This is a genomic window from Cytobacillus sp. OWB-43, assembly GCF_034651445.1.
Taxonomy (GTDB): domain Bacteria; phylum Bacillota; class Bacilli; order Bacillales; family Cytobacillaceae; genus Cytobacillus; species Cytobacillus kochii.
Genome location: NZ_JAYEFF010000001.1, coordinates 956,447 through 975,822 on the forward strand (window position 1 = coordinate 956,447; position 19,376 = coordinate 975,822).

19 protein-coding genes, 1 pseudogene and 2 riboswitches are annotated in these 19,376 nt (G+C 36.9%); of the genes and pseudogenes, 6 read left to right on the forward strand and 14 right to left on the reverse strand.

Going from position 1 to position 19,376, the window contains the following annotated elements; genetic code table 11:
- Window positions 1–100 precede the first annotated feature (100 nt).
- The 3 genes and pseudogenes from U9M49_RS04720 to U9M49_RS04730 all read left to right on the forward strand — a co-directional run bounded on the left by U9M49_RS04720 (window position 101) and on the right by U9M49_RS04730 (window position 2,284).
- Window positions 101–856, forward strand: coding sequence for a TraR/DksA C4-type zinc finger protein (locus U9M49_RS04720; RefSeq protein WP_307318515.1), 756 nt, complete (start codon window positions 101–103; stop codon window positions 854–856).
- Between the two features lie 301 nt (window positions 857–1,157).
- Window positions 1,158–1,340: an SE1832 family protein gene (locus U9M49_RS04725; RefSeq protein ID WP_095373208.1), complete on the forward strand. Its 183-nt coding sequence runs from the start codon at window positions 1,158–1,160 to the stop codon at window positions 1,338–1,340.
- A gap of 547 nt (window positions 1,341–1,887) precedes the next feature.
- Window positions 1,888–2,284 (forward strand): annotated as a pseudogene (locus U9M49_RS04730) (VOC family protein).
- Between the two features lie 189 nt (window positions 2,285–2,473).
- On the opposite strand, the gene U9M49_RS04735 reads toward U9M49_RS04730, so the two are convergent.
- Window positions 2,474–3,298 carry a 2OG-Fe(II) oxygenase gene (locus U9M49_RS04735; RefSeq protein WP_180317079.1) on the reverse strand — a complete coding sequence of 275 codons (825 nt, stop codon included), beginning with the start codon at window positions 3,296–3,298 and terminating at the stop codon, window positions 2,474–2,476.
- 29 nt (window positions 3,299–3,327) lie between these two features.
- Window positions 3,328–4,008 (reverse strand): NAD-dependent epimerase/dehydratase family protein, encoded by a 681-nt coding sequence (locus tag U9M49_RS04740; protein WP_095373204.1) that lies wholly within the window; start codon window positions 4,006–4,008, stop codon window positions 3,328–3,330.
- A gap of 181 nt (window positions 4,009–4,189) precedes the next feature.
- Here U9M49_RS04740 and U9M49_RS04745 point away from each other — a divergent pair, with 181 nt between their 5' ends.
- Window positions 4,190–5,014, forward strand: a complete 825-nt coding sequence (locus U9M49_RS04745) for an aldo/keto reductase (protein ID WP_095373203.1) — start codon at window positions 4,190–4,192, stop codon at window positions 5,012–5,014.
- A gap of 71 nt (window positions 5,015–5,085) precedes the next feature.
- Here U9M49_RS04745 and U9M49_RS04750 read toward each other — a convergent pair whose 3' ends face one another.
- On the reverse strand, window positions 5,086–6,201 hold the full coding sequence (locus U9M49_RS04750; protein ID WP_322909390.1) for an FAD-binding oxidoreductase: 1,116 nt from the start codon (window positions 6,199–6,201) through the stop codon (window positions 5,086–5,088).
- 61 nt (window positions 6,202–6,262) lie between these two features.
- Window positions 6,263–8,053 carry an oligoendopeptidase F gene (pepF, locus tag U9M49_RS04755; RefSeq protein WP_322909391.1) on the reverse strand — a complete coding sequence of 597 codons (1,791 nt, stop codon included), beginning with the start codon at window positions 8,051–8,053 and terminating at the stop codon, window positions 6,263–6,265.
- Between the two features lie 130 nt (window positions 8,054–8,183).
- Here pepF and U9M49_RS04760 point away from each other — a divergent pair, with 130 nt between their 5' ends.
- Window positions 8,184–8,966 carry a hypothetical protein gene (locus U9M49_RS04760; protein ID WP_322909392.1) on the forward strand — a complete coding sequence of 261 codons (783 nt, stop codon included), beginning with the start codon at window positions 8,184–8,186 and terminating at the stop codon, window positions 8,964–8,966.
- 353 nt (window positions 8,967–9,319) lie between these two features.
- On the opposite strand, the gene U9M49_RS04765 is transcribed toward U9M49_RS04760, so the two are convergent.
- From U9M49_RS04765 to thiW, 5 genes are all read right to left on the reverse strand, one after another.
- Window positions 9,320–9,946: an FMN-dependent NADH-azoreductase gene (locus U9M49_RS04765; RefSeq protein WP_095373199.1), complete on the reverse strand. Its 627-nt coding sequence runs from the start codon at window positions 9,944–9,946 to the stop codon at window positions 9,320–9,322.
- Between the two features lie 145 nt (window positions 9,947–10,091).
- Window positions 10,092–10,700 carry a thiamine phosphate synthase gene (gene thiE, locus U9M49_RS04770; protein WP_233435246.1) on the reverse strand — a complete coding sequence of 203 codons (609 nt, stop codon included), beginning with the start codon at window positions 10,698–10,700 and terminating at the stop codon, window positions 10,092–10,094.
- The gene (gene thiM, locus U9M49_RS04775) at window positions 10,700–11,509 is read right to left on the reverse strand and encodes a hydroxyethylthiazole kinase (RefSeq protein WP_322909393.1); all 810 of its coding nucleotides are present in this window, start codon (window positions 11,507–11,509) and stop codon (window positions 10,700–10,702) included. The genes thiE and thiM overlap by 1 nt, the downstream gene beginning before the upstream one ends.
- On the reverse strand, window positions 11,509–12,315 hold the full coding sequence (gene thiD / locus U9M49_RS04780) for a bifunctional hydroxymethylpyrimidine kinase/phosphomethylpyrimidine kinase (protein ID WP_322909394.1): 807 nt from the start codon (window positions 12,313–12,315) through the stop codon (window positions 11,509–11,511). Before thiD ends, thiM begins: the two co-directional genes overlap by 1 nt.
- On the reverse strand, window positions 12,284–12,805 hold the full coding sequence (gene thiW / locus U9M49_RS04785) for an energy coupling factor transporter S component ThiW (protein WP_095373195.1): 522 nt from the start codon (window positions 12,803–12,805) through the stop codon (window positions 12,284–12,286). Before thiW ends, thiD begins: the two co-directional genes overlap by 32 nt.
- 71 nt (window positions 12,806–12,876) lie before the next feature.
- Window positions 12,877–12,969, reverse strand: a riboswitch (TPP riboswitch).
- 43 nt (window positions 12,970–13,012) lie between these two features.
- Window positions 13,013–13,120: riboswitch (TPP riboswitch) on the reverse strand.
- 129 nt (window positions 13,121–13,249) lie between these two features.
- Between thiW and U9M49_RS04790 the strand changes: the two genes are divergently transcribed.
- Window positions 13,250–13,756: a shikimate kinase gene (locus U9M49_RS04790; RefSeq protein ID WP_322909395.1), complete on the forward strand. Its 507-nt coding sequence runs from the start codon at window positions 13,250–13,252 to the stop codon at window positions 13,754–13,756.
- Window positions 13,757–13,805: 49 nt separating this feature from the next.
- On the opposite strand, the gene U9M49_RS04795 is transcribed toward U9M49_RS04790, so the two are convergent.
- The 5 genes from U9M49_RS04795 to U9M49_RS04815 form a co-directional block, all read right to left on the reverse strand.
- Entirely contained in the window at window positions 13,806–14,639 is an 834-nt protein-coding gene (locus tag U9M49_RS04795) for a hypothetical protein (protein WP_322909396.1), read from the reverse strand.
- 200 nt (window positions 14,640–14,839) lie between these two features.
- Window positions 14,840–15,748, reverse strand: coding sequence for a nuclease-related domain-containing protein (locus U9M49_RS04800; protein WP_322909397.1), 909 nt, complete (start codon window positions 15,746–15,748; stop codon window positions 14,840–14,842).
- A gap of 301 nt (window positions 15,749–16,049) precedes the next feature.
- A complete protein-coding gene (locus U9M49_RS04805) occupies window positions 16,050–17,150 on the reverse strand; it encodes a branched-chain amino acid aminotransferase (RefSeq protein WP_095373191.1) in 1,101 nt (366 codons plus the stop codon).
- A gap of 420 nt (window positions 17,151–17,570) precedes the next feature.
- On the reverse strand, window positions 17,571–18,170 hold the full coding sequence (locus U9M49_RS04810; protein WP_307318480.1) for a response regulator transcription factor: 600 nt from the start codon (window positions 18,168–18,170) through the stop codon (window positions 17,571–17,573).
- The gene (locus U9M49_RS04815) at window positions 18,167–19,303 is read right to left on the reverse strand and encodes a sensor histidine kinase (RefSeq protein WP_322909398.1); all 1,137 of its coding nucleotides are present in this window, start codon (window positions 19,301–19,303) and stop codon (window positions 18,167–18,169) included. Before U9M49_RS04815 ends, U9M49_RS04810 begins: the two co-directional genes overlap by 4 nt.
- Between the last annotated feature and the right edge of the window lie 73 nt (window positions 19,304–19,376).

The window sequence follows — 19,376 nt, forward strand, 5'->3', positions numbered from 1 at the left end:
AAAACAAACACATGCAAACACAAATCACTTTGAATAAACCTTACATAATAAAGAGACAAACCGCTGACAATATAAGCAACAAAGATAGGAGGACTTCATTATGTTATCTGCTGAACAACTACATCATTTTAAAAAATTGTTAACACAATCTTTGAAGGAAAATGAACAACAAATAGAGCAAAATCATCATTTCGGACTACATGAAGATCAAAATAATGTTGGTTTTTCAGGAGAATTATCTAATTACGATAATCATCCAGCTGATTCTGCGACTGAATTATATGAAAGAGAAAAGGACCTAGCCATAGACGATCATTATAGAGATGAAGTGGATGAAATTCGCACAGCTCTTACTGCTATAGAAAAAGGAACTTATGGAGTGTGTCAAGTTTGTCAAAAAGAGATTCCCTTAAGCCGCCTTGAGGCATTGCCAACAGCAACAACTTGCATTGAACATAGTCAACAGCAGAACTTAAATGAGTACAGACCAATAGAAGAAGAAGTCATTAATGCCGATGTCGAGGTACCACATGATGATAATAACGGTTTTGATGAAGAAGATAGCTGGCAATCTGTTGCAAAATGGGGGAATTCAGATGGACCGTCAGATTTATACGATGCCCCAACAGATTATGAAAAAATGTATCTTAATTCCGGTGAAAATGTTGGCTATACAGAAGAGTTCGAAAATAGTGTGGGAACGGATATCGATGGCAAAAACATTCAAATTTTTGACACTAAACAGTTACGTGCTTATGAAGAAGCACTTGATGAAGAAGGCATTATGACCACTTTCGGTGATTTAAAAGCTTATGAAGAAGAACCATATGTAGAGAACGAAGAAGATGAGCAATAATAAAAAGCGAGACTATAGCGTCTCGCTTTTTATAATTCACTGCTTTACTTCTCTTCTTTGGCGAGATCGATTATCATGACAATTAACACGAGTAATTGAATCAAGACATCGGCTTCGATCGGAATCATCCTCCTCCATAAATGGTGAAGTTCATTCCTCCGTTTCTTCTAAGAAGTAAAGACTTACGTTTCCCTTACTCCATCTATATGCAGAAGCGTCTTCATTATGTCTCCATATACTAGTAACCAGTGAAGATATACGTTAAACTAAAAAGGATTATATACATAGGTGGGGAGAATAAATGACATTAAAGGAAATTGAAAACCAATTAGCAGAGTTAAAAATGGACTATATGCGCTTACAAGATGATATCGAAAAGTTAGAGTCATTTGGACGTTCAGTTGAGAAACAAGAATTACGAATGAAAGAAATTGAAGAAGAACTACAAAGGCTTAATCGTTTAAAAGCTGAGCTTGAGAAATAATACGTTGACTATAGGTGAGAAACGGCCTGTTGATTTGCAGCCGGGTCCATTAGGTGATAATGAAGGCTTCCCCCAATTAATTTGGGGGATGTTTCCTGAGTTGATGAACACATGACTTGCACTAAAAAATAATCTTATTTTCATATTTTTCCCTTCACATTCTATTTAACAGAGTGTCAACAGAACGCTGATTTGATATCTTGTGACAGCAATCTTATAATGAGAAACTTTGTGGTTGTATAAAGGATAGTAGAAAAAAACCACTTGTTGCCCTTCCGATTGGATTTCTAACAAAGACAAAAAATAGGGGTATTAATCGAAACCTGCTCATTAAATTTAGTTACCCTTATAACGGATATAGAAAGCTCGCAATTAGAAGAAGTTCAAATACATAACGGTATAATCGGTTATTATGCAGTAACACCGTAACTTTTCTACAAGATGATGTTGCTATTGATACCGTATAAGTTAACTAAAAAGGTGGATGAAGATGAGCATTCTCTGTGGAATCAAGTGATTAATGAGGCAAGCTAAGGAGGCATTACCAATGTCTAAAGGAATGATTCATCATATAGAATTGTATGTGTCAGAACTTTCACGTAGTGTAGCTTTTTGGGATATATTACTAACAGAGCTGGGTTACAGTCGTTTTCAAACATGGAAGTACGGACAAAGTTGGAAAATAGAGAACAGTTATTTAGTCATTGTACAAGCAGAAGAGAAATATTTAGACATCCCCTATCATCGTTGTCGCGTTGGCCTTAATCATTTAGCTTTTCATGCACAGTCACGAGAGCAGGTTGATGTGATTACAGAAAAATTAAGAGAAAATCATGTCACAATTCTCTATGAAGATAAGCACCCCTTCGCTGGTGGTACAGGGCACTATGCTGTTTATAGATCCAGACCGGATGAAGGTCGAAATTGTTGCACCCGCAACATAGTTTCATCGTCATTCTCCACCATTTAAATACTTGTTATCACCCAACATCATCATTTTATCTTCTCTCATATTTACATTAGTAGGAGGCGAATATGGATGATGCCTCCTTTTTCTATCAATCCAAAAAGCTATACTAAATAAAAAAACAATGATAAAAAACAGCACCCATATTTTTATCATCACCACGCTTTTAATCAATCGCTTTTTGTCTAATCCATTTGGTTGCCACCCACTTTTCTCCTCTTTGTACCGGTAAACTTGAATGTAATGATTTGCGATCGACTTCACCTAGAGAATTACTATAGTGAAAAAAGACAGCAGATCCTTTCTTAGGGGTAAATGAAGCATTAATCTTCGGAAATATCGTTTCACCGCCTGATTCGACATCATTCAAATAGATTAGCATCGTCGCTATTCTTTGGCCGCCTTTACGATTGTCTACACGGTTTTCCGGAAAAAAATCAAAGTGAGACTTATATTCATCACCGACTTCATAATGCAATACTTGCAAACCTTCCCCATTTTCAATTGGATAAGAGGTCAGCAAACTGATTCGTTTTTCAATTCGAGCAATAAAATCATCTTCTTGAAGCTTAAAATACATCCCTTTGCTCGTTCTACCAGCAGCGGCTTTTTCTGCTCCAGAATTCGCATCTATTACTTTAGAAGGCTGAAGGCGGCATTTCGCCCGTTCAATGAGAAAATCACATTCCTCATCTGATAATACATGGTCTAATTGGATAATCGTGGGTTTTATAAAGTTAGAGCGAACAAACACCATTTGATTATCTACCACAATGGAATGAGGTTGTTCATTTAAATAGACAGGTTCATATTGATAAGTTGAGGCACCTTTAATATCTGAACTGGCAAACGCAATTTCAAACATTGTCTCATAGGCAAACCTAGCATCAAATCCTTTTTTAATCAGACCATTCGTAATAGCTAATGGACTTACTCCTTGTTTTAATGTATCAATAATCCAATCTTGTAGTTCATTTGAAATAGTTTTCATTTTTTCCAAAACAGACGTCAACTCCTCCCCTATTTTGACAATATGTTTTGTTGAGACTGAACAATCTTCATTAGTTGCTCTGAAGAATAAATACAAACCCCTTGTTTCTCCATATCAGTGATACATTTCATTGCTTGAGCAACATGCTTGGCTTCAATGGCATATTTCATTTTTTTCTCGTCATTCAATAATGGCGACAAAAGTTGATACAGCTTTTTACCCGCAAGTTCCCCTCTACGCTTTTCTAATCGTTCTCCCATTAACAATGAAGGCCTTACAATCGATAATGCAGGTAATGACAATGTTTTTAGTTTATCTTCTAGTAAGCCCTTAATCCTTGGATAGAACAATTTAGAACGAGCATTTGCATTGATAGAACTTATAATGACAAAATGTTCAACCTCATGACTTTTCGCTAATTTTGCCATCGTATAAGGATAATCTACATCTACTTTAATCATTTTCTCTTTTGTTTTTGCTTTTTTAATGGTCGTTCCTAAACAGCAATAAACGTGATCAACACAAAAATGTTCGGCATATTCTTCTAAATAATCAAAGTCAATGACTAATTCAATCAATTTTTCATGTTTCATATGAAGCGGTGTTCTAACAATAGCAATCACTTTCTCATACGAATCTTGTAGTAATAATTTTAATAATTCTTGCCCAACTAGGCCTGTTGCACCTGCTATCAGCGCAGTCTTTCCCATCTTTAAACCATCCTTCTATATTTTTTCCTTTCATTCTATGATACATGGAAACGGGTACAGATAAAAACAAAAAGTTTGAATTATTGTGCATTTATTGTTTTTTTCTAGTCACGAAGCTTTTCTTTTTGCAAAAATTACATCATATGCCATAATATGACCATAACATTAAAGGAGGTACTACATGAATACAATTACTTTAAACAATGGAGTAGAAATGCCCCAACTTGGCTTTGGTGTTTGGCAAGTGCAAAATGAGGAAGCAACCGCTGCTGTGCAAACAGCCATTGAAGTTGGGTATCGTTCCATTGATACAGCGATGATTTATCAAAATGAAGAAGGTGTCGGCAAAGCCATTAAAAATGCTGGTATTGCTAGAGAAGATCTATTCATTACGACAAAAGTTTGGAATACTGATCAAGGATATGAACAGACACTAAAAGCGTTTGACGAAAGTCTAGAAAAGTTAGGATTAGATTATGTTGATTTGTACTTGGTTCATTGGCCAACACCACAATTCGATACTTATGTAGATACATATAAAGCACTAGAGAAATTATATAAAGATGGTCGTGTAAAAGCGATCGGCGTCTGCAACTTTCATATTGAACATTTAGAACGTATATTAAATGAGTGTTCAGTCAAACCTGTCTTAAATCAAGTAGAATGTCACCCCTATTTATCACAAAACGAATTAAAGGAATTTTGTAAGAAACATGATATCTATGTTGAGGCATGGAGCCCCTTACAACAAGGCGGGGAAGTATTACAACTTGATTCAATTAAAGAAATAGCCAACTCAGTAGGAAAAACACCTGCCCAAGTAGTTCTGCGTTGGCATTTGCAGAACGATACAATTGTTATTCCTAAGTCAGTTACTCCTTCTAGAATTAAAGAAAACTTCGATGTCTTTGATTTTGAGCTTTCGCAAGCACAAATGGAAACCATTAATAAACTTAATCGCAATGAAAGAAAAGGACCAGATCCATCGGATATGAATGTTCGCTAATATTCTTTCATCAATAGGATAAAGAGGTAAGTGCTATAATATTCTTATATTTGCACCTCCCTCTTTTTTTATTACCTAAAGGCGTCTTTAATATTATATAGGGCTATATCAATATCTAATTCCTCGCCACTTACAAGCTTTGCTAATTGCGCACCTAAATACGGACCAGATGTTAATCCAGATGCTCCTAAACCATTGGCAGCATATAGTTTCTCGTACCCAGGAACTTGACCTATAACGGGTAAAAAACCAGGTGTATACGGTCTAAATCCCACTTTTGTCTCAACAAGAGTTGCTGCTTGTAAACCAGGTGCCACAGTCAACGCTTTAGATAATACTTCAAGCACGCCCCCCGCTGTCACATTCGTATTAAACGGATGTTCATCCTCATGTGTCGCACCAACAACGACTTTACCATCTTCAAAAGAGAGTAAATAATGATTTGTTGGAGGCTGAACCACAGACCATTCAGATGTGTCTGCATCAGGTACGTGAAGATGGGCAATTTGTGCTTTTTGAGCGCTAACTTGAAAGTTGAGCCCTATTGGCTCTAATAATTCCCTTGCCCAAACGCCGGCGGTTACGATGATTTTATCTGCATGTAATAGCTCTCCATTCACCTTTACCCCGTCTAGTTGACCATTTTCACTTACTAAAAAAGCTTCACCATGAATGATATCTGCGCCATATAGTTCGGCGGCTTTTAGCAGTGCCTTCCTAAGTTTACGCCCATCTACTCTAGCCGCTCCACTCACATATACTGATTGAAAATCTTGCGACAGTGGTGGAAAGGCGTCTCTCGTTTCTTCTTGATTATAATTTTTGATTTCACCGATTTCTGGTGCATCTTCTCGCCTTTTTATCGCCCTATCTATCATCTTTTCAAGTTTTGTTTCGTCGTGATGTAAACTAATCGCACCTACTTTTTTATAACCGGTGTCTTGATCAGTTTCCGCTTCAAGTGCTGGAATTAATTGTTGATAATACTTCGCTCCCCCTTTAGCAAGCTGATACCACGCTTTGTTTCGACGTTGTGACAACCATGGGCAGACGATACCCGCAGCTGCTTCTGTCGCTTGCCCTGCATCTTGCCGATCGATTACTGTCACCTTAAAACCAACTTTCGCTAAATGGTAAGCCGTAGATGCACCTAGTATGCCTGCTCCAATCACTATCATTTGTTGCATATTTTTTTCCTCCATCATGGATAAAAGACGAAAGGCAATATGCTTTCCGTCTTTTTTCTTTCTAGCTTAATCTTGCGAACTCTTCCACAAGCTCTTCAAACGTTTGTAACGCTTCGTCAATCGGTTTTGACGTCGTTAAATCCACGCCCGTATTTTTTAATAAGTCTAATGGAAATTCTGAACTCCCGCTTTTTAGAAACTCAAGATAAGTCTTTAATGTTTCCTCATCGCCATTATAAATCTTCGTTGCTAATTGAATGGCTGAAGCATAACCTGTCGCATATTTATATACGTAAAATGGTCGATAAAAATGCGGAATTCTTGACCAACCATATTTTACCTCTTCATCTAATACAAGGCTTTCCCCGTGATAATCTTTAAATAGTTGTTCATAAATACCATTAAACACTTCTGTATTTAACGTTTTACCTTCTTCTGCTAATTGATGCGTTTTCCATTCAAATTCACTGAACATGACTTGTGTAAAGAATGTGCCTTTAAACTGATCAATAAAATGATTAAGTAAATGTCGTTTAATGTCTTCATTGGTTTCGTGATCAAGTAAATATTTTATTAAAAGTACCTCATTTACAGTTGATGCAACTTCAGCGACAAAAATACTGTAGCCTGCCGTAATTTGCGGCTGATGCTGGGCACTCCATTTACTATGAACACCGTGGCCACATTCATGCGCAAGTGTAAACATACTATCAAGATCATCACGATGATTTAAAAGTATATAAGGGTGTACACCATATACCCCCATATTATAAGCACCAGAGCGCTTTCCTTTCGTTTCTCTTACATCAATATAACGATGTTCTTTAAACGATTGCAATGTAGAAATATACTCTTCCCCTAGTGGCGCTAACGCTTTACACATCGTGGCAAATGCCTCTTCATATGGAATCTGTATATCGACATCTTTCACAAGCTGGGCACTTAAATCGTATTGTCTTAATTCATCTAACTGCAATAACTCTTTTCTTAATGCTGTATATTTGTGCATCGTTTGCAAATGGTCTCTTGTGGACTGAATAAGATTATGATAAACCTCTTTCGGAACATTATCACCAAATAATGCTTTTTCTAATGCAGAAGGATACTGCCTTATTCTTGTGGTTGTAACATTATTCTTGATCGCTGCTGATAAAGTCGAGCCGATTGTATTTTTAAGTTGTACATAAGGCTTATAATACGCCTTATACGCTTCTTTCCGCTTTTGTCGATCATCACTTTCAATTAATTTCGCATACATTCCTCGTGTAAGTTCTACTTTTTCACCATTATCATTTGTTACGAGACCAAACTCAATATCAGCATTATTAATCATATTATATGTATTTGATGGTGCAGAAAGTGATTCACCGAGTTGTGATAATAAACTTTCTTGCTCAGTTGAAAGCACATGCGCTTTATAACGAAACGATTCGAGTAAGTCTTCTTCAAAATATTGCAGCCCTTCTTCTTCTTTAATATAAGCTTTTAATGTCGCTTCATCTAAGCTAAGTAAAAACGGCATAAAGAAAGAAGTTGCACTACTTACTTTTACACTTAGTTGTTTCGATTGATCTAATAAACTTTGAGCACGACTATCCCTTGTATCAACATCAGATTGTAACATCGCATAAGCATATACTTTACCAAACAAATAAGATAAATCTTCCTGCTTCTTCAGAAATTGAAATAAACTTTGCCCATCGCTTATTTCCCCCTCGAACCCAGCTAACTCCTGCGCTAACGACTGAATGGATTCATAATCCTTTTGCCACTCAGACTCCTCACTATAAATATCAGTGATATTCCAAGTTTCTTCTACGGGAATCTCTTTTCGACTAGAATAGGTCGTCATAATTTTTAACACTCCTTAAATAGTTCATTTTTTTGCTCATATGCGTTATATTAACTAAATATATTCTATTTCGCCATTCTTAAACCTTTTTATAGTAATTAATAATGGAAAAAGGAAAGGAGATCCAATCATGGCTATTACATTACCTCATATCGAGGATGCGAATCAAACTAATTATCTCCCACCTCAAGGTGAGATTCAACCGTTTGAATCTGAAGAAGAATACGAAACTAAGTTAAAAGAATGGAAGCTGCCTGCCAAGAAAACGTTTTGGTTTAAACAAAAAACCCATCAACGCAAAGTAGAAATTGTCGGCTATCAAGCATACGGTGAAGAAGATGATCATTACACCATTGTAATCAAGTTCCAAGATGGAAAACTAAGTTGCATTCATCCGGCTTATTTAAAAGAAATGCAAGCAGGCAACTTTGGTAAAGAAGCTTTTGATGCTGCTGGACAACCAAACACCGCACAAATAGAAGAAAAACAGGCCGACGAAAAAACAAAAGAGCAAGCGCCAACACCGCCGAAAATCACAGCTACAAAAACGAAAACAAAGAAAAAAGAAGCAGCTAAAAAAATCCAACTTCCTGAAGATAAGGTCGCTTTTTCAGCAATTGTGAAGCAATTTGCGCTAAGCTATAACCATTTCACTGAGGACCATGATGAAGTCATTGTGCTCGATGAGGTTGTCATTCATCAAGACGACCCTTTACCAATTGGACTAGCTTGGTGCAGTCACTCTAAAACATTAAAAAAACAAGAATTAGCTATCGGAGACAAACTTTCCTTTAATGGCAAAATCGTCAAAAAGAAATTACCAAAAGCCCAAGACGATGTCGATGAAGAGCATAAAGTAGAAGAAACAGTACCTTATAAAATAAACAATCCTTCAAAAATTGAAAAACAATAGCAAACAGAGTGAGGCCATTCCTCACTCTGTTTTGTTCTACTTTAAGATAAGTAAGTAAGCTCGTAACAGATTGGGTACTGATTCGACAAATAGTTCCTCAGCAATCATTCATGCTTGTAGTTAAAAAACATATTTAACTGCGTATACGTTTTTATCTTACTAGCTTGTTTAAAATGTCTTCCTGTTTTGAATCCTAACCTCTTTACACATCATCGAGTTGTGTGATACTGGTCAAGTTTATTCAAGGTTTACACAAAGAATGAGCGACCGTGATTTCCTAAATACAAGTTTTAGGACGTCCTTTAGACAAAAAAAGCACCTCTACAAAAATATAGAGATGCTTTCGTATCGAATTAGAATTGAGCAGCAGCTTTAGCTACGTTTTGTAATCCTTCTTCAATAATATCTTGTGTACGATCTGGGTATTGGTTATGTCCTTCAATCACTACTTCTGAAGGAGAAGTAATGCCCCAAAGGCTGATAATTGTTTTTACTAAGTTAACTGCCATTTCGCCAGCAGCCATACCTTCTAGTGAATAATCAGAACCTCTAGCATTTAAAAGCATCACTTTCTTGTCGCCAGCAAATCCTACTGGACCTTCAGCAGTATATTTAAACATTTTACCTGCTTGAGCTAAGTAAGAAACATAGCTGATCAATGGAGCTGGTACAGTTGAATTCCAAAGTGGGAATGCGAAAACGATTTTATCAGCATCAAAGAACTGATTTAAATACTTCTCAACTAGCGCCGCACCCTTTTCTTCTGCAGCAGTTAATTCCAACCCTTGGTTCTTTTTAAAAGTACCATTGATTGCATCATTACCATAGTAAGGCATGTTTTCTTCAAAAAGATTCAATTCCGTAATATCATCTGATGGATTTGATTCTTTATATGATTGTAAAAATGCATGATACATTTTTACAGAAATTCCAGCTTCAACTGGACGATCACTTGCGTTTACAAATAGAACTTTTGCCATTATGTGAAGACCTCCGAATGTCGTAATAATTTATTCGAAATACACTAAAATGAAATATCTCGAACCAAAAGTAATTTTAGTATATTAATAGTATCTTGTCAATGGAATAAGTTCTCTTTAACTACACTTATGATATTTTTTAGGTCTAAAGGAATAATTGAAGTAAATCTCGAGCTGACTTTTCTGGATTTTTAGATTTACTAATTGCTGAGACAACAGAAACACCTGCTAACCCTCGATTTTTAAGCATTTTTATGTTTTCTAGTTGAATACCACCAATAGCGACAGCAGGAATATCAATCGCTGCAATGATTTCCTCGAGCATACCTGGTGCTAATAAATCAGCATCTGATTTAGAAGTTGTCGGAAACACCGAACCTATTCCAACATAATTTGCTCCTTGTTCTTGAGCAAGTTTCGCTTCTTCCACATTGGATACAGAGATACCAACTACCATATCATCAGGAACAATCTTTCTAACGACGGCACATGGCAGATCATCTTGTCCAACATGCACACCTGCTGCACCTACCGCTAAAGCGATGTCTACTCTATCATTAATAATCAGTGGAATATCCAATGGCTTTAATATAGATTGTAATATTTTCGCCTTTTCATAAAAGAGTTGACCATCCGCTGTCTTCTCTCTTAATTGAACGATGGTCACACCACCTTTTACACCACTTCGAACAATATCATATAATTCATTGTTTGCTATTTTATCATCTGTGACTAAATATAAACGGTAATCCATTAGTTTTGCCTCACTCCATCTAGCCATATGGCTGCATTCATTGTACTAATCGTATCCATTAGCTTCACTCGAAATGAACCTAACCCTTCACCGGCATGTAAGCTCTTAGCTGCGATTTCCCCTGCTAGACTCATAGTAGCCATACCAATAACAGCCCCGTCAAACCAATTTTCTGAAACAGCAGCAGCAGTTGCTACTAATGAAGCTGTCATGCAGCCAGTTCCTGTTACCTTCGTCAAAAGATAATCTCCATTATCAATCACAACTAATTGCTTCCCATCTGTAATGACATCTTCTTTTCCACTAATAACAATGAGACAGTTTAGGACTTCAGCTGCCTCCTTTGCAAGTGCTTCAGGTGCTATTTCAATTGCCCCTGCATCAACACCACGCGTTTTTGTATTCTTACCAATAAGAGCAGAAACTTCAGAAGCATTGCCGCGAATAATGGACACTTTTATTGTGCTAATTAGCTCTTTTGCCTTATTTGTGCGATAAGTGGTTGCACCAACACCAACTGGATCAAATATTACTGGGACCCCTTTTTTATTGGCAGTTTGTCCAGCTTTAATCATTGCCGCAAACATCGCATCATTAATAGTACCAAAATTAATTACGAGCCCATCTGCCATCATAGCCATTTCTTCTACTTCTAAGAGTTGGGTGGCCATAACAGGTGAACCGCCCATTGCTAGGGTCACATTTGCACAATCATTAATAGTTACTGTATTTGTTAAATGATGAATGAGTGGGGTTTGTTCTTGTAACTGCTGAAAGACTCTCTCAACTGCTTCACTTGAAATCGCCATTATCTTTCCTCCATCTTTGCTTTGTTGTATAACTCATAAAAATGATTTGTCGGACCATGCCCATGACCGAGTGCTAGGCTATGCTCAATCGCTATGGAAATATAATTTTTCGCAGACTGTATGGCCTCAATAAGTTCTTCCCCTTTTGCTAACCCAGCAGCAATGGCAGATGATAGAGTACAACCTGTACCATGGGTGTTTTTTGTCTCTACTCTTCGACCATTAAACCAGTTGAAACTTTGTCCATCCCATAATAAGTCATTCGGTTCTCCTTCTAAATGTCCACCTTTTAATAAGACGGCTTTTGGCCCTAATTCATATAATTTTTTACAAGCTTGCTCCATATCATCAACCGTGCGAATTGTCATACCCGAAAGTACTTCAGCTTCAGGAATGTTTGGCGTAATTACAGTCGCAAGTGGTAACATTTTCGCTTTTAATGCTTCAATAGCTTGTTCCTTTAAAAGATGATGTCCACCTTTTGAAACCATAACAGGATCTAACACAATCACTTTTGGACTATAATGATTTAAACGGTCTGCGACGATTTTTACAGTCTCACTAGATGACAACATCCCGATTTTGACAGCATCAACTTGGATATCATCAAACACAGCTTCTATTTGGTCTTTTATAATATTGATTTCTATATCCTGTACCGAACGTACCTCTACTGTATTTTGAGCGGTAATCGCCGTAATGACGGACATGCCAAACACACCATTGGCGGAAAAAGTTTTAAGATCTGCTTGAATCCCAGCTCCTCCTCCTGAATCAGAACCTGCGATCGTTAATGCTGTTTTCATTGATGTAACCTCCAATAGCTTTATTCTTAATTAATACTCTTAATAAACCATATCCTAAAATTGCTCCAGTAAACGAGCTCACCATAAATGCTGGTAGGAATCCGAAAAGGGTTGCTTCTTGTCCTAAAAGTAATGTACTAATCGGATAAGTCGCTACTGCCCCTATCATTCCTGTTCCAACGACTTCACCTAGTGCTGAGAAGCCAATTTTTTTCGTTTTTTGATAAAGGAACCCTGCAAGTAATGCGCCAATCATACTCCCGGGATAGGCAAAAACACTTCCAGTCCCCATCATATTTCTCAATGTAGATGAAAGAAACGCTTGACTAACGGCATACCATGGTCCAAGAAGTACAGCAGATAATACATTCGCCAAGTGCTGAATCGGAAAAATTTTCGCTATTCCAATCGGAATAAAAATGAGACTACTCGACACAGTAGTGATGGCTGCAATCGTTGCCGTCATCGTCATTTTTTGGATTTTATTCATAGACCTTTCCTCCTTTCGATAAAAATAAAAAAGCCGCTATTTTGAATAAGCGGCTTTGGTCATCATGATATGTATGACGTCACTCGCTTCCCTACGCTAGTATTAACTAGATCAGGTTCAAAGGGTTCATCTCAGCCAAGTATTTGGCACCCCTAGCATTTATTCATATATAAAAAAAATCCTCTACTTCCAAAAGGAAGCGAGGACGACTACATCGACACACTTCCCTCCACTGGTACAAACCAGATCAGGTTCAAAGGGTTTTGAACGGCATTCAATCTCAGCCTCTATGTGAAGGCACCCCCAGTGAAAACTTATAACATATGATGCACTCAATATAACATGAAATGATAGAAATGAAAATAAAAAACATTGGATAGAAACGATGTTGCGACATAAAACGTTATGATATGATATTTTATATAACATTCAGGAGGACAGTCTATGGAAGATAAGAGTATTGTACTTATTGGGTTTATGGGGGTCGGTAAGACATCCATAGGAACGGAATTAGCTAAGAAATTACAGTGGGGTTTAATCGACACGGATGAACGCATTGAACAACAGTTTGGGATGTCAACTTCAAAAATTTTCCTTGATCATGGTGAAGAAATTTTTCGAAAAGCTGAAAGCGAATTGATTGAACAACTATCTGCCGAAGAAAAACAGATTCTTTCATTAGGCGGCGGCGCCTTTTTAAACAGTAAGAACCGCGAAATTTGTTTACAAAACAGTACCGTTGTCCTTATCGAGCTCTCATGGGAAAATTGGCTCGATCGATACCCATTGATTAAAGATACAAGACCGAAATTGAATGGTCTTTCTACTGACGAAATGTATCATCTCTACAAAGAAAGACAAGCTCATTATCAACCATATCATCTAAAAATCAATGTTGACGGGAAAACAGCTGAAGAAGCTGCTGAATTGATTGTTAGTGGGATAGGATAAAGCTTGTGATGATTATGGTTATAGTTCATTAGAATATTTCTTTTACTATCTAAGTAATTCGCATTATCCTAAACGAATTTATGAAAGCCGGGCACTCCCTTGCTCGGCTTTCATTTGTGTTTGGTTCTAAATAAATTGCTGAATAACTCCCTTTTTGTGAGGCGGTTATCTCTGGTTTTCTTTCTGAGTGACTTGCTAAACCCTTTTGCGAGGCGTTCATCTCTGGTTTTCTTTCTGAGTGAATTGCTAAACTTTTTTGCAGGGCACTCATCTCTGATTCTCCTTTTGAGGGACTTGCTAAACCCTTTTGCGGGGCGCTCATCTCTGGTTTTCTTTCTGAGGGACTCGCTAAACCATTTTGCGAGGCGCTCATTTCTGGTTTTCTTTCTGAGGGACTTGCTAATCCCTTTTGCGAGGCGCTCATTTCTGGTTTTCTTTCTGAGTGACTCGCTAATCCCTTTTGCGGGGCGCTCATCTCTAATTCCCCTTCCGAGTGACTTGCTAAACCCTTTTGCGAGGCGCTCATCTCTAGTTTTCTTTCCGAGGGACTTGCTAATCCCTTTTGCGAGGCGCTCATCTCTGGTTTTCTTTCTGAGGGACTTGCTAACCCCTTTTGCGGGGCGCTCATCTCTGATTCTTCTTCCGAGTGACTTGCTAATCCCTTTTGCGGGGCGCTCATCTCTGATTCTCCTTTTGAGTGACTTGCTAAACCCTTTTGCGGGGCGCTCAGTTCTGGTTTTCTTTCTGAGTGACTTGCTAAACCCTTTTGCGGGGCGCTCATCTCTGATTCCCCTTCCGAGTGACTTGCTAAACCCTTTTGCGGGGCGCTCATCTCTGATTCCCCTTCCGAGTGACTTGCTAACCCCCTTTGCGAGGCGCTCATCTCTGATTCTCCTACTGAGTGACTTACTATCCACTTTTATTGTGATGTTATATAGATTTTTTTTGTGCACAAAGTCCTTTGTTCAACATATAACTGCTTACTAATAGATTGACCCCATCAGAATACATTTCAATCTATAAGATACTGTCACTTCTCTTCATTACTAAATAATTCAACTGTTTCTTCGGTTTTAAAACCCATTAATGATAATAAAAATAATTTCCACCACCATTAAGTGTATATTTCTCTTGTAAGAATCGTTGTATTGCGGAACTACTTATTGCTCCACCACACCAATCATAAATCGCCGTCTTTGTTACTTTTTCTGATGGAAAAAGAATAATAAAGTCATTGATTGCTTCACTTAATGCATCACAAGATGAAATGTTCCTCCTACATTTTGAGCAATGAAATTTGCGCAAACTCGCTCGCTTCATCTGCCCACCGCACTCTCGACAAACCACTCCTTTTACCAAATCCTCCGTACAATATTCGATTTTTCTAGCGTAATTCTTTTCTTCTTTATGATGACTCAAAAAAGTGTGAACAATTTTTGTATGAAATGGAGAGTGTTGAATGTCCATTTGATTTAGTTCTCTTAATAATCGTGGAATTTGCGGTGGAAGAATAACATTTTGTTTCTTTGTACGGTCATATAACATAAACTCGGGATGGACAAAAACAAGTAGATAATCAAATGCAATGTTTAATTCGTGCTTAGTAAGGAATTGGTGTAGGAGGGTTTCATTTCTTTGGATTTGTAGAAGGGGATTTTTAATTTCCTTGTTTGTTGGTGAATACCATTTAGTGTCCTGAACCAAAAAATCACCACTATAATTTTTCACTTCGAAAGCAATGAGTTTGTGAGGAGTTAAACAGAGAGCATCAATTTGGAAGGATGTATGATTAATTTCTAGCAATACATCATAAAGAATGGGGAATTTTGGTGAAAGTTGCTGCAAATCATCTCGCCATTTACTTTCTCCTTCATATCCTTTTTCTAACATTTTGAGATATTGTTCATTCTCAGGGGACAATTTTGATCTAAGATGGAGCACGCGTAATAATCGGAGTTGATAAGAGGGATTGAGTGGTTTTAGGTCTGGCAAATTACTTCATCCTTTCTTTTTACTCTATTATAACGAATTTTCCGCATGAAAAAAATACCAATTTATTTAACTTCTCTCGGAAAGGACAACCTTGCTTGTTAAAAAGCGTAAAATCCTTTTGTGATTGTAGGGCTGAAGTAGCAAAATCAAACGATAATAATATATACAGTCAGTCCATTTTCTAAATCCATCACTTCGGTTTTATTCTTTTCAGTTTTTGTCCATTTTACAGAACCACATTTCTAGTCTAACCCTTTAAAAAACCACTTACCATCAATGGCAAGTGGTTCTTTTTCTTCTATTAAATTGCTGTCGTAACAGCTTTTTCTTCGTCTACTTTCACGATCCAACCAAATTTATCTTCTACTTTTCCTTTTTGGATTCCTGTTAGCGTTTCGTAAAGTTTGCCGGCGATTTCACCTGTTTGTCCGCCACCAATGGTAAGTTTTTCGTTATTCCAGAATAGTTCTCCGACTGGTGAAATGACCGCTGCAGTACCCGTTCCGAATGCTTCTTCTAGCGTGCCATTTTTTTGCGCTTCATAGATCTCATCGATTGAGATACGACGCTCAGATAAAGGAATACCCCAGTCTTTAATGAGTTCAATAACAGAGTTTCTTGTAACGCCTTCTAAAATGCTTCCGTTCAATTCAGGTGTAACGACTTCACCGTTAATTTTAAAGAAAATATTCATGCTTCCTACTTCTTCAACATATTTATTTTCCTTGCCATCTAACCAAAGTACTTGTGAATATCCTTCCTGTTCTGCTACTTCTTGTGCTTTTAGGCTAGCAGCATAGTTTCCTCCTGTTTTGGCATTACCCGTTCCACCTTTGACTGCACGAACATATTCGCTTTGGACAGCGATTTTCACTGGGTTAATTCCTTCTTTATAATAGGCACCGACTGGTGACATGATAATAATAAATTTGTATTGATGTGATGGAGCAACGCCTAAATAAGGTTCTGTAGAAATAATAAATGGACGAATATATAGCGATGTTCCTTCTACATTTGGAACCCAATCACGATCAACTGCAATTAATTGTCTTAATGCTTGAACAGCAAGTTCTTCGTCAATTGGCGGAATACAGAGTCTGTTGTTCGATTTGTTCAGTCTCTCCATATTTTTATATGGTCTGAACATGAGCACTTCCTGATCTTCAGATAAATATGCCTTTAATCCTTCGAAAACACTTTGGCCATAATGAAATACCATTGCAGACGGGTCAATTTGTAATGGCTCATAAGGGACAATACGTCCATCATGCCACCCCTTGTCTGCATGATAGTCCATTACAAACATATGATCTGTAAAGTTCCTACCGAAAATCAACTGATCAAATGCCGGTTTTTCTTTTTTGGTTGCACGTCTTTGGATTTCAAACTGATAATCATTCATTTCTACTCTACTCCCTGTCTAAGATCAATTTAAAGTGCCGTTAAACATCTTTACTCTTTTTCTTGTGGTATTATGCACCATTGTAAACGAAATACTTTGATGATTAAACTACTCCTTCGCAATTTATACGATATTAAGAATTTATTACTTTAATACATAAAATCAATATAACATTTCCTTAATAAAGTACATTGATTGTTTAAAATATTATGAACCCTATTTTTGGTATTGTCAACACAGTTTCTGAAACTTTTCTATTATTCTTACAAATTTATAATTTCGCTATAAATACAGGATTTTACTAGCTTTTTATTGAAATGATTTGCATGAAATATTATGCAAAAAAAGGTTTGGTTTTTTAGATAATTAGTCAAGAAATACAAAAAATACTCGTGACTTCCTGCTCGTCACGAGTATTCATTAATGAAACCAGCCTTTGTTTTTTGACTCTGTGATGGCTTCGATTCTGTTTGTTACTTCTAACTTCTCCAATATAGCTGATATATAATTACGAACTGTACCAACTTTAATCGTTAATATAGAGGCAATTTCTTTAGTACTTTTTCCCTCTGCCATTAATTCAAGTACCGCTTTCTCACGTTCTGTTAAGGGATTTTCTTCTCGGTAGACATCATCCATCAGTTCCGGGGCAAAAATTCTTTTGCCTGCCATGACATTACGAATCGAATCAGCTAACTCTTCACTCGGGCTATCTTTCAATAAATAGCCCCGTACCCCTGCTTTTATCGCTCGTTGAAAATATCCAGATCTTGCAAAAGTGGTTAAAATAATGACCTTTATGCCACTGTTTTTAATTGCTTCAGCTGCTTCTAACCCTGTTTTTAAAGGCATTTCAATGTCCATAATACAAATATCGGGACTTAGTTCTTGCACTAATGTAACGGCCTCTTCTCCATTGGAGGCTTGACCAACGACTTGCATATCATCCTCAAGGTTCAGTAACGAACCGAGTGCGCCTAACATCATTCTTTGGTCTTCTGCAATGACAATTCGAATCATGCCAAATCTCCTCCTTCAACTTGTTTAACGACAAGTGGAACAATAATTGAAATTGTCGTACCCTCGTCACAACTGATGTCCAAATGGCCATTTACAAATTCTAATCTTTCTTTCATGCCATTAATCCCATTACCATAGCTTTTTTTCTCACTATTCGTAATGCCTATTCCATTATCCTTTACTGTAACGACTAATTCTTTATTTCGTTCTTCTATTGCTACCGAACATTTTGTTGCTCGACTATGTTTGACTACATTTGTAACCGCTTCTTTTAAGCACATACTAATAATATTTTCTATAAAAATGGAAGTGTAAGCTTCTTTTAATGGTTCAGTGATTTCCATATCCATTTGCGCTGCTTGTAAAATTTCCTTTATACGAACGACTTCTTCCTGCAATCGTATTCCTCTCATTTGCGATACCATTTTCCGTACTTCATTCAATGCTGTACGGGCTGTTTGCTGAACATCTTTTAATTCAACTTTTGCTTGTTCTGGATCTTTTTGAATTAACTTTCTCGCCAGGTCACTCTTTAATCCTATTAGTGAGAGTTTTTGACCAAGTGTATCATGTAAGTCACGCGCAATTCTTTGACGTTCTTCTTGTTTAACAAGGTCGGCAATTCTTTGGTTCGCGTATTCTAATTGTTTCTCTAGCCTCTCTTGTTTTCTTTTATTATAGATATTAAAAGGCAACAATATCATACTCACTAAAATAATAATCACAAATGGAATTTGACTTAAAAACATGTCACTTTTAACAACGATATTGTAATTAATGGCTACAGTCGTTGAAACAATGTGAATGATATAAACAATAAAAAACGCCACTCTATTTCTTATATATCCATTATAATAAGCGATGAAAAAAGCAAAATACACATACTGATAAATAATTAACATTGTCATTGAAACTGCAATCAATAAAAGAGACCATATATAAACTGGCCATTTATTAGATATGAAGGCAAAACGAAAAGTGATAAAAAAGACGACCGTTAATATGATACCAACAATAATCTCCCAAGTCGTTGAAGATTGAAAGATAAAATAAAAAGGGAGAATCGTCAGGATAATCCATATGTATGGTGTCATCCCAGAGCTTTTTAATTTATATAAAAGTGGATATGACATTATAAACCTCCGCTTCAATGTAGAAATAGAAAACTCCTTTGTTTCTTTCATACAAAGGAGTTTCTTAACAGTA

Bases quoted from the DNA above. Each gene is read 5' to 3' on its own strand.
- U9M49_RS04760 (WP_322909392.1), top strand. From the start codon at position 8,184: ATGGCTATTACATTACCTCATATCGAGGATGCGAATCAAACTAATTAT.
- U9M49_RS04790 (WP_322909395.1), top strand. From the start codon at position 13,250: ATGGAAGATAAGAGTATTGTACTTATTGGGTTTATGGGGGTCGGTAAG.
- thiE (WP_233435246.1), bottom strand. From the start codon at position 10,700: ATGGATTACCGTTTATATTTAGTCACAGATGATAAAATAGCAAACAAT.
- U9M49_RS04765 (WP_095373199.1), bottom strand. From the start codon at position 9,946: ATGGCAAAAGTTCTATTTGTAAACGCAAGTGATCGTCCAGTTGAAGCT.
- U9M49_RS04750 (WP_322909390.1), bottom strand. From the start codon at position 6,201: ATGCAACAAATGATAGTGATTGGAGCAGGCATACTAGGTGCATCTACG.
- U9M49_RS04805 (WP_095373191.1), bottom strand. From the start codon at position 17,150: ATGAATGATTATCAGTTTGAAATCCAAAGACGTGCAACCAAAAAAGAA.
- U9M49_RS04720 (WP_307318515.1), top strand. From the start codon at position 101: ATGTTATCTGCTGAACAACTACATCATTTTAAAAAATTGTTAACACAA.
- thiD (WP_322909394.1), bottom strand. From the start codon at position 12,315: ATGAAAACAGCATTAACGATCGCAGGTTCTGATTCAGGAGGAGGAGCT.
- pepF (WP_322909391.1), bottom strand. From the start codon at position 8,053: ATGACGACCTATTCTAGTCGAAAAGAGATTCCCGTAGAAGAAACTTGG.
- U9M49_RS04815 (WP_322909398.1), bottom strand. From the start codon at position 19,303: ATGTCATATCCACTTTTATATAAATTAAAAAGCTCTGGGATGACACCA.
- thiW (WP_095373195.1), bottom strand. From the start codon at position 12,805: ATGAATAAAATCCAAAAAATGACGATGACGGCAACGATTGCAGCCATC.
- U9M49_RS04810 (WP_307318480.1), bottom strand. From the start codon at position 18,170: ATGATTCGAATTGTCATTGCAGAAGACCAAAGAATGATGTTAGGCGCA.
- U9M49_RS04795 (WP_322909396.1), bottom strand. From the start codon at position 14,639: ATGAGCGCCTCGCAAAGGGGGTTAGCAAGTCACTCGGAAGGGGAATCA.
- U9M49_RS04740 (WP_095373204.1), bottom strand. From the start codon at position 4,008: ATGGGAAAGACTGCGCTGATAGCAGGTGCAACAGGCCTAGTTGGGCAA.
- U9M49_RS04735 (WP_180317079.1), bottom strand. From the start codon at position 3,298: ATGAAAACTATTTCAAATGAACTACAAGATTGGATTATTGATACATTA.
- thiM (WP_322909393.1), bottom strand. From the start codon at position 11,509: ATGGCGATTTCAAGTGAAGCAGTTGAGAGAGTCTTTCAGCAGTTACAA.
- U9M49_RS04725 (WP_095373208.1), top strand. From the start codon at position 1,158: ATGACATTAAAGGAAATTGAAAACCAATTAGCAGAGTTAAAAATGGAC.
- U9M49_RS04745 (WP_095373203.1), top strand. From the start codon at position 4,190: ATGAATACAATTACTTTAAACAATGGAGTAGAAATGCCCCAACTTGGC.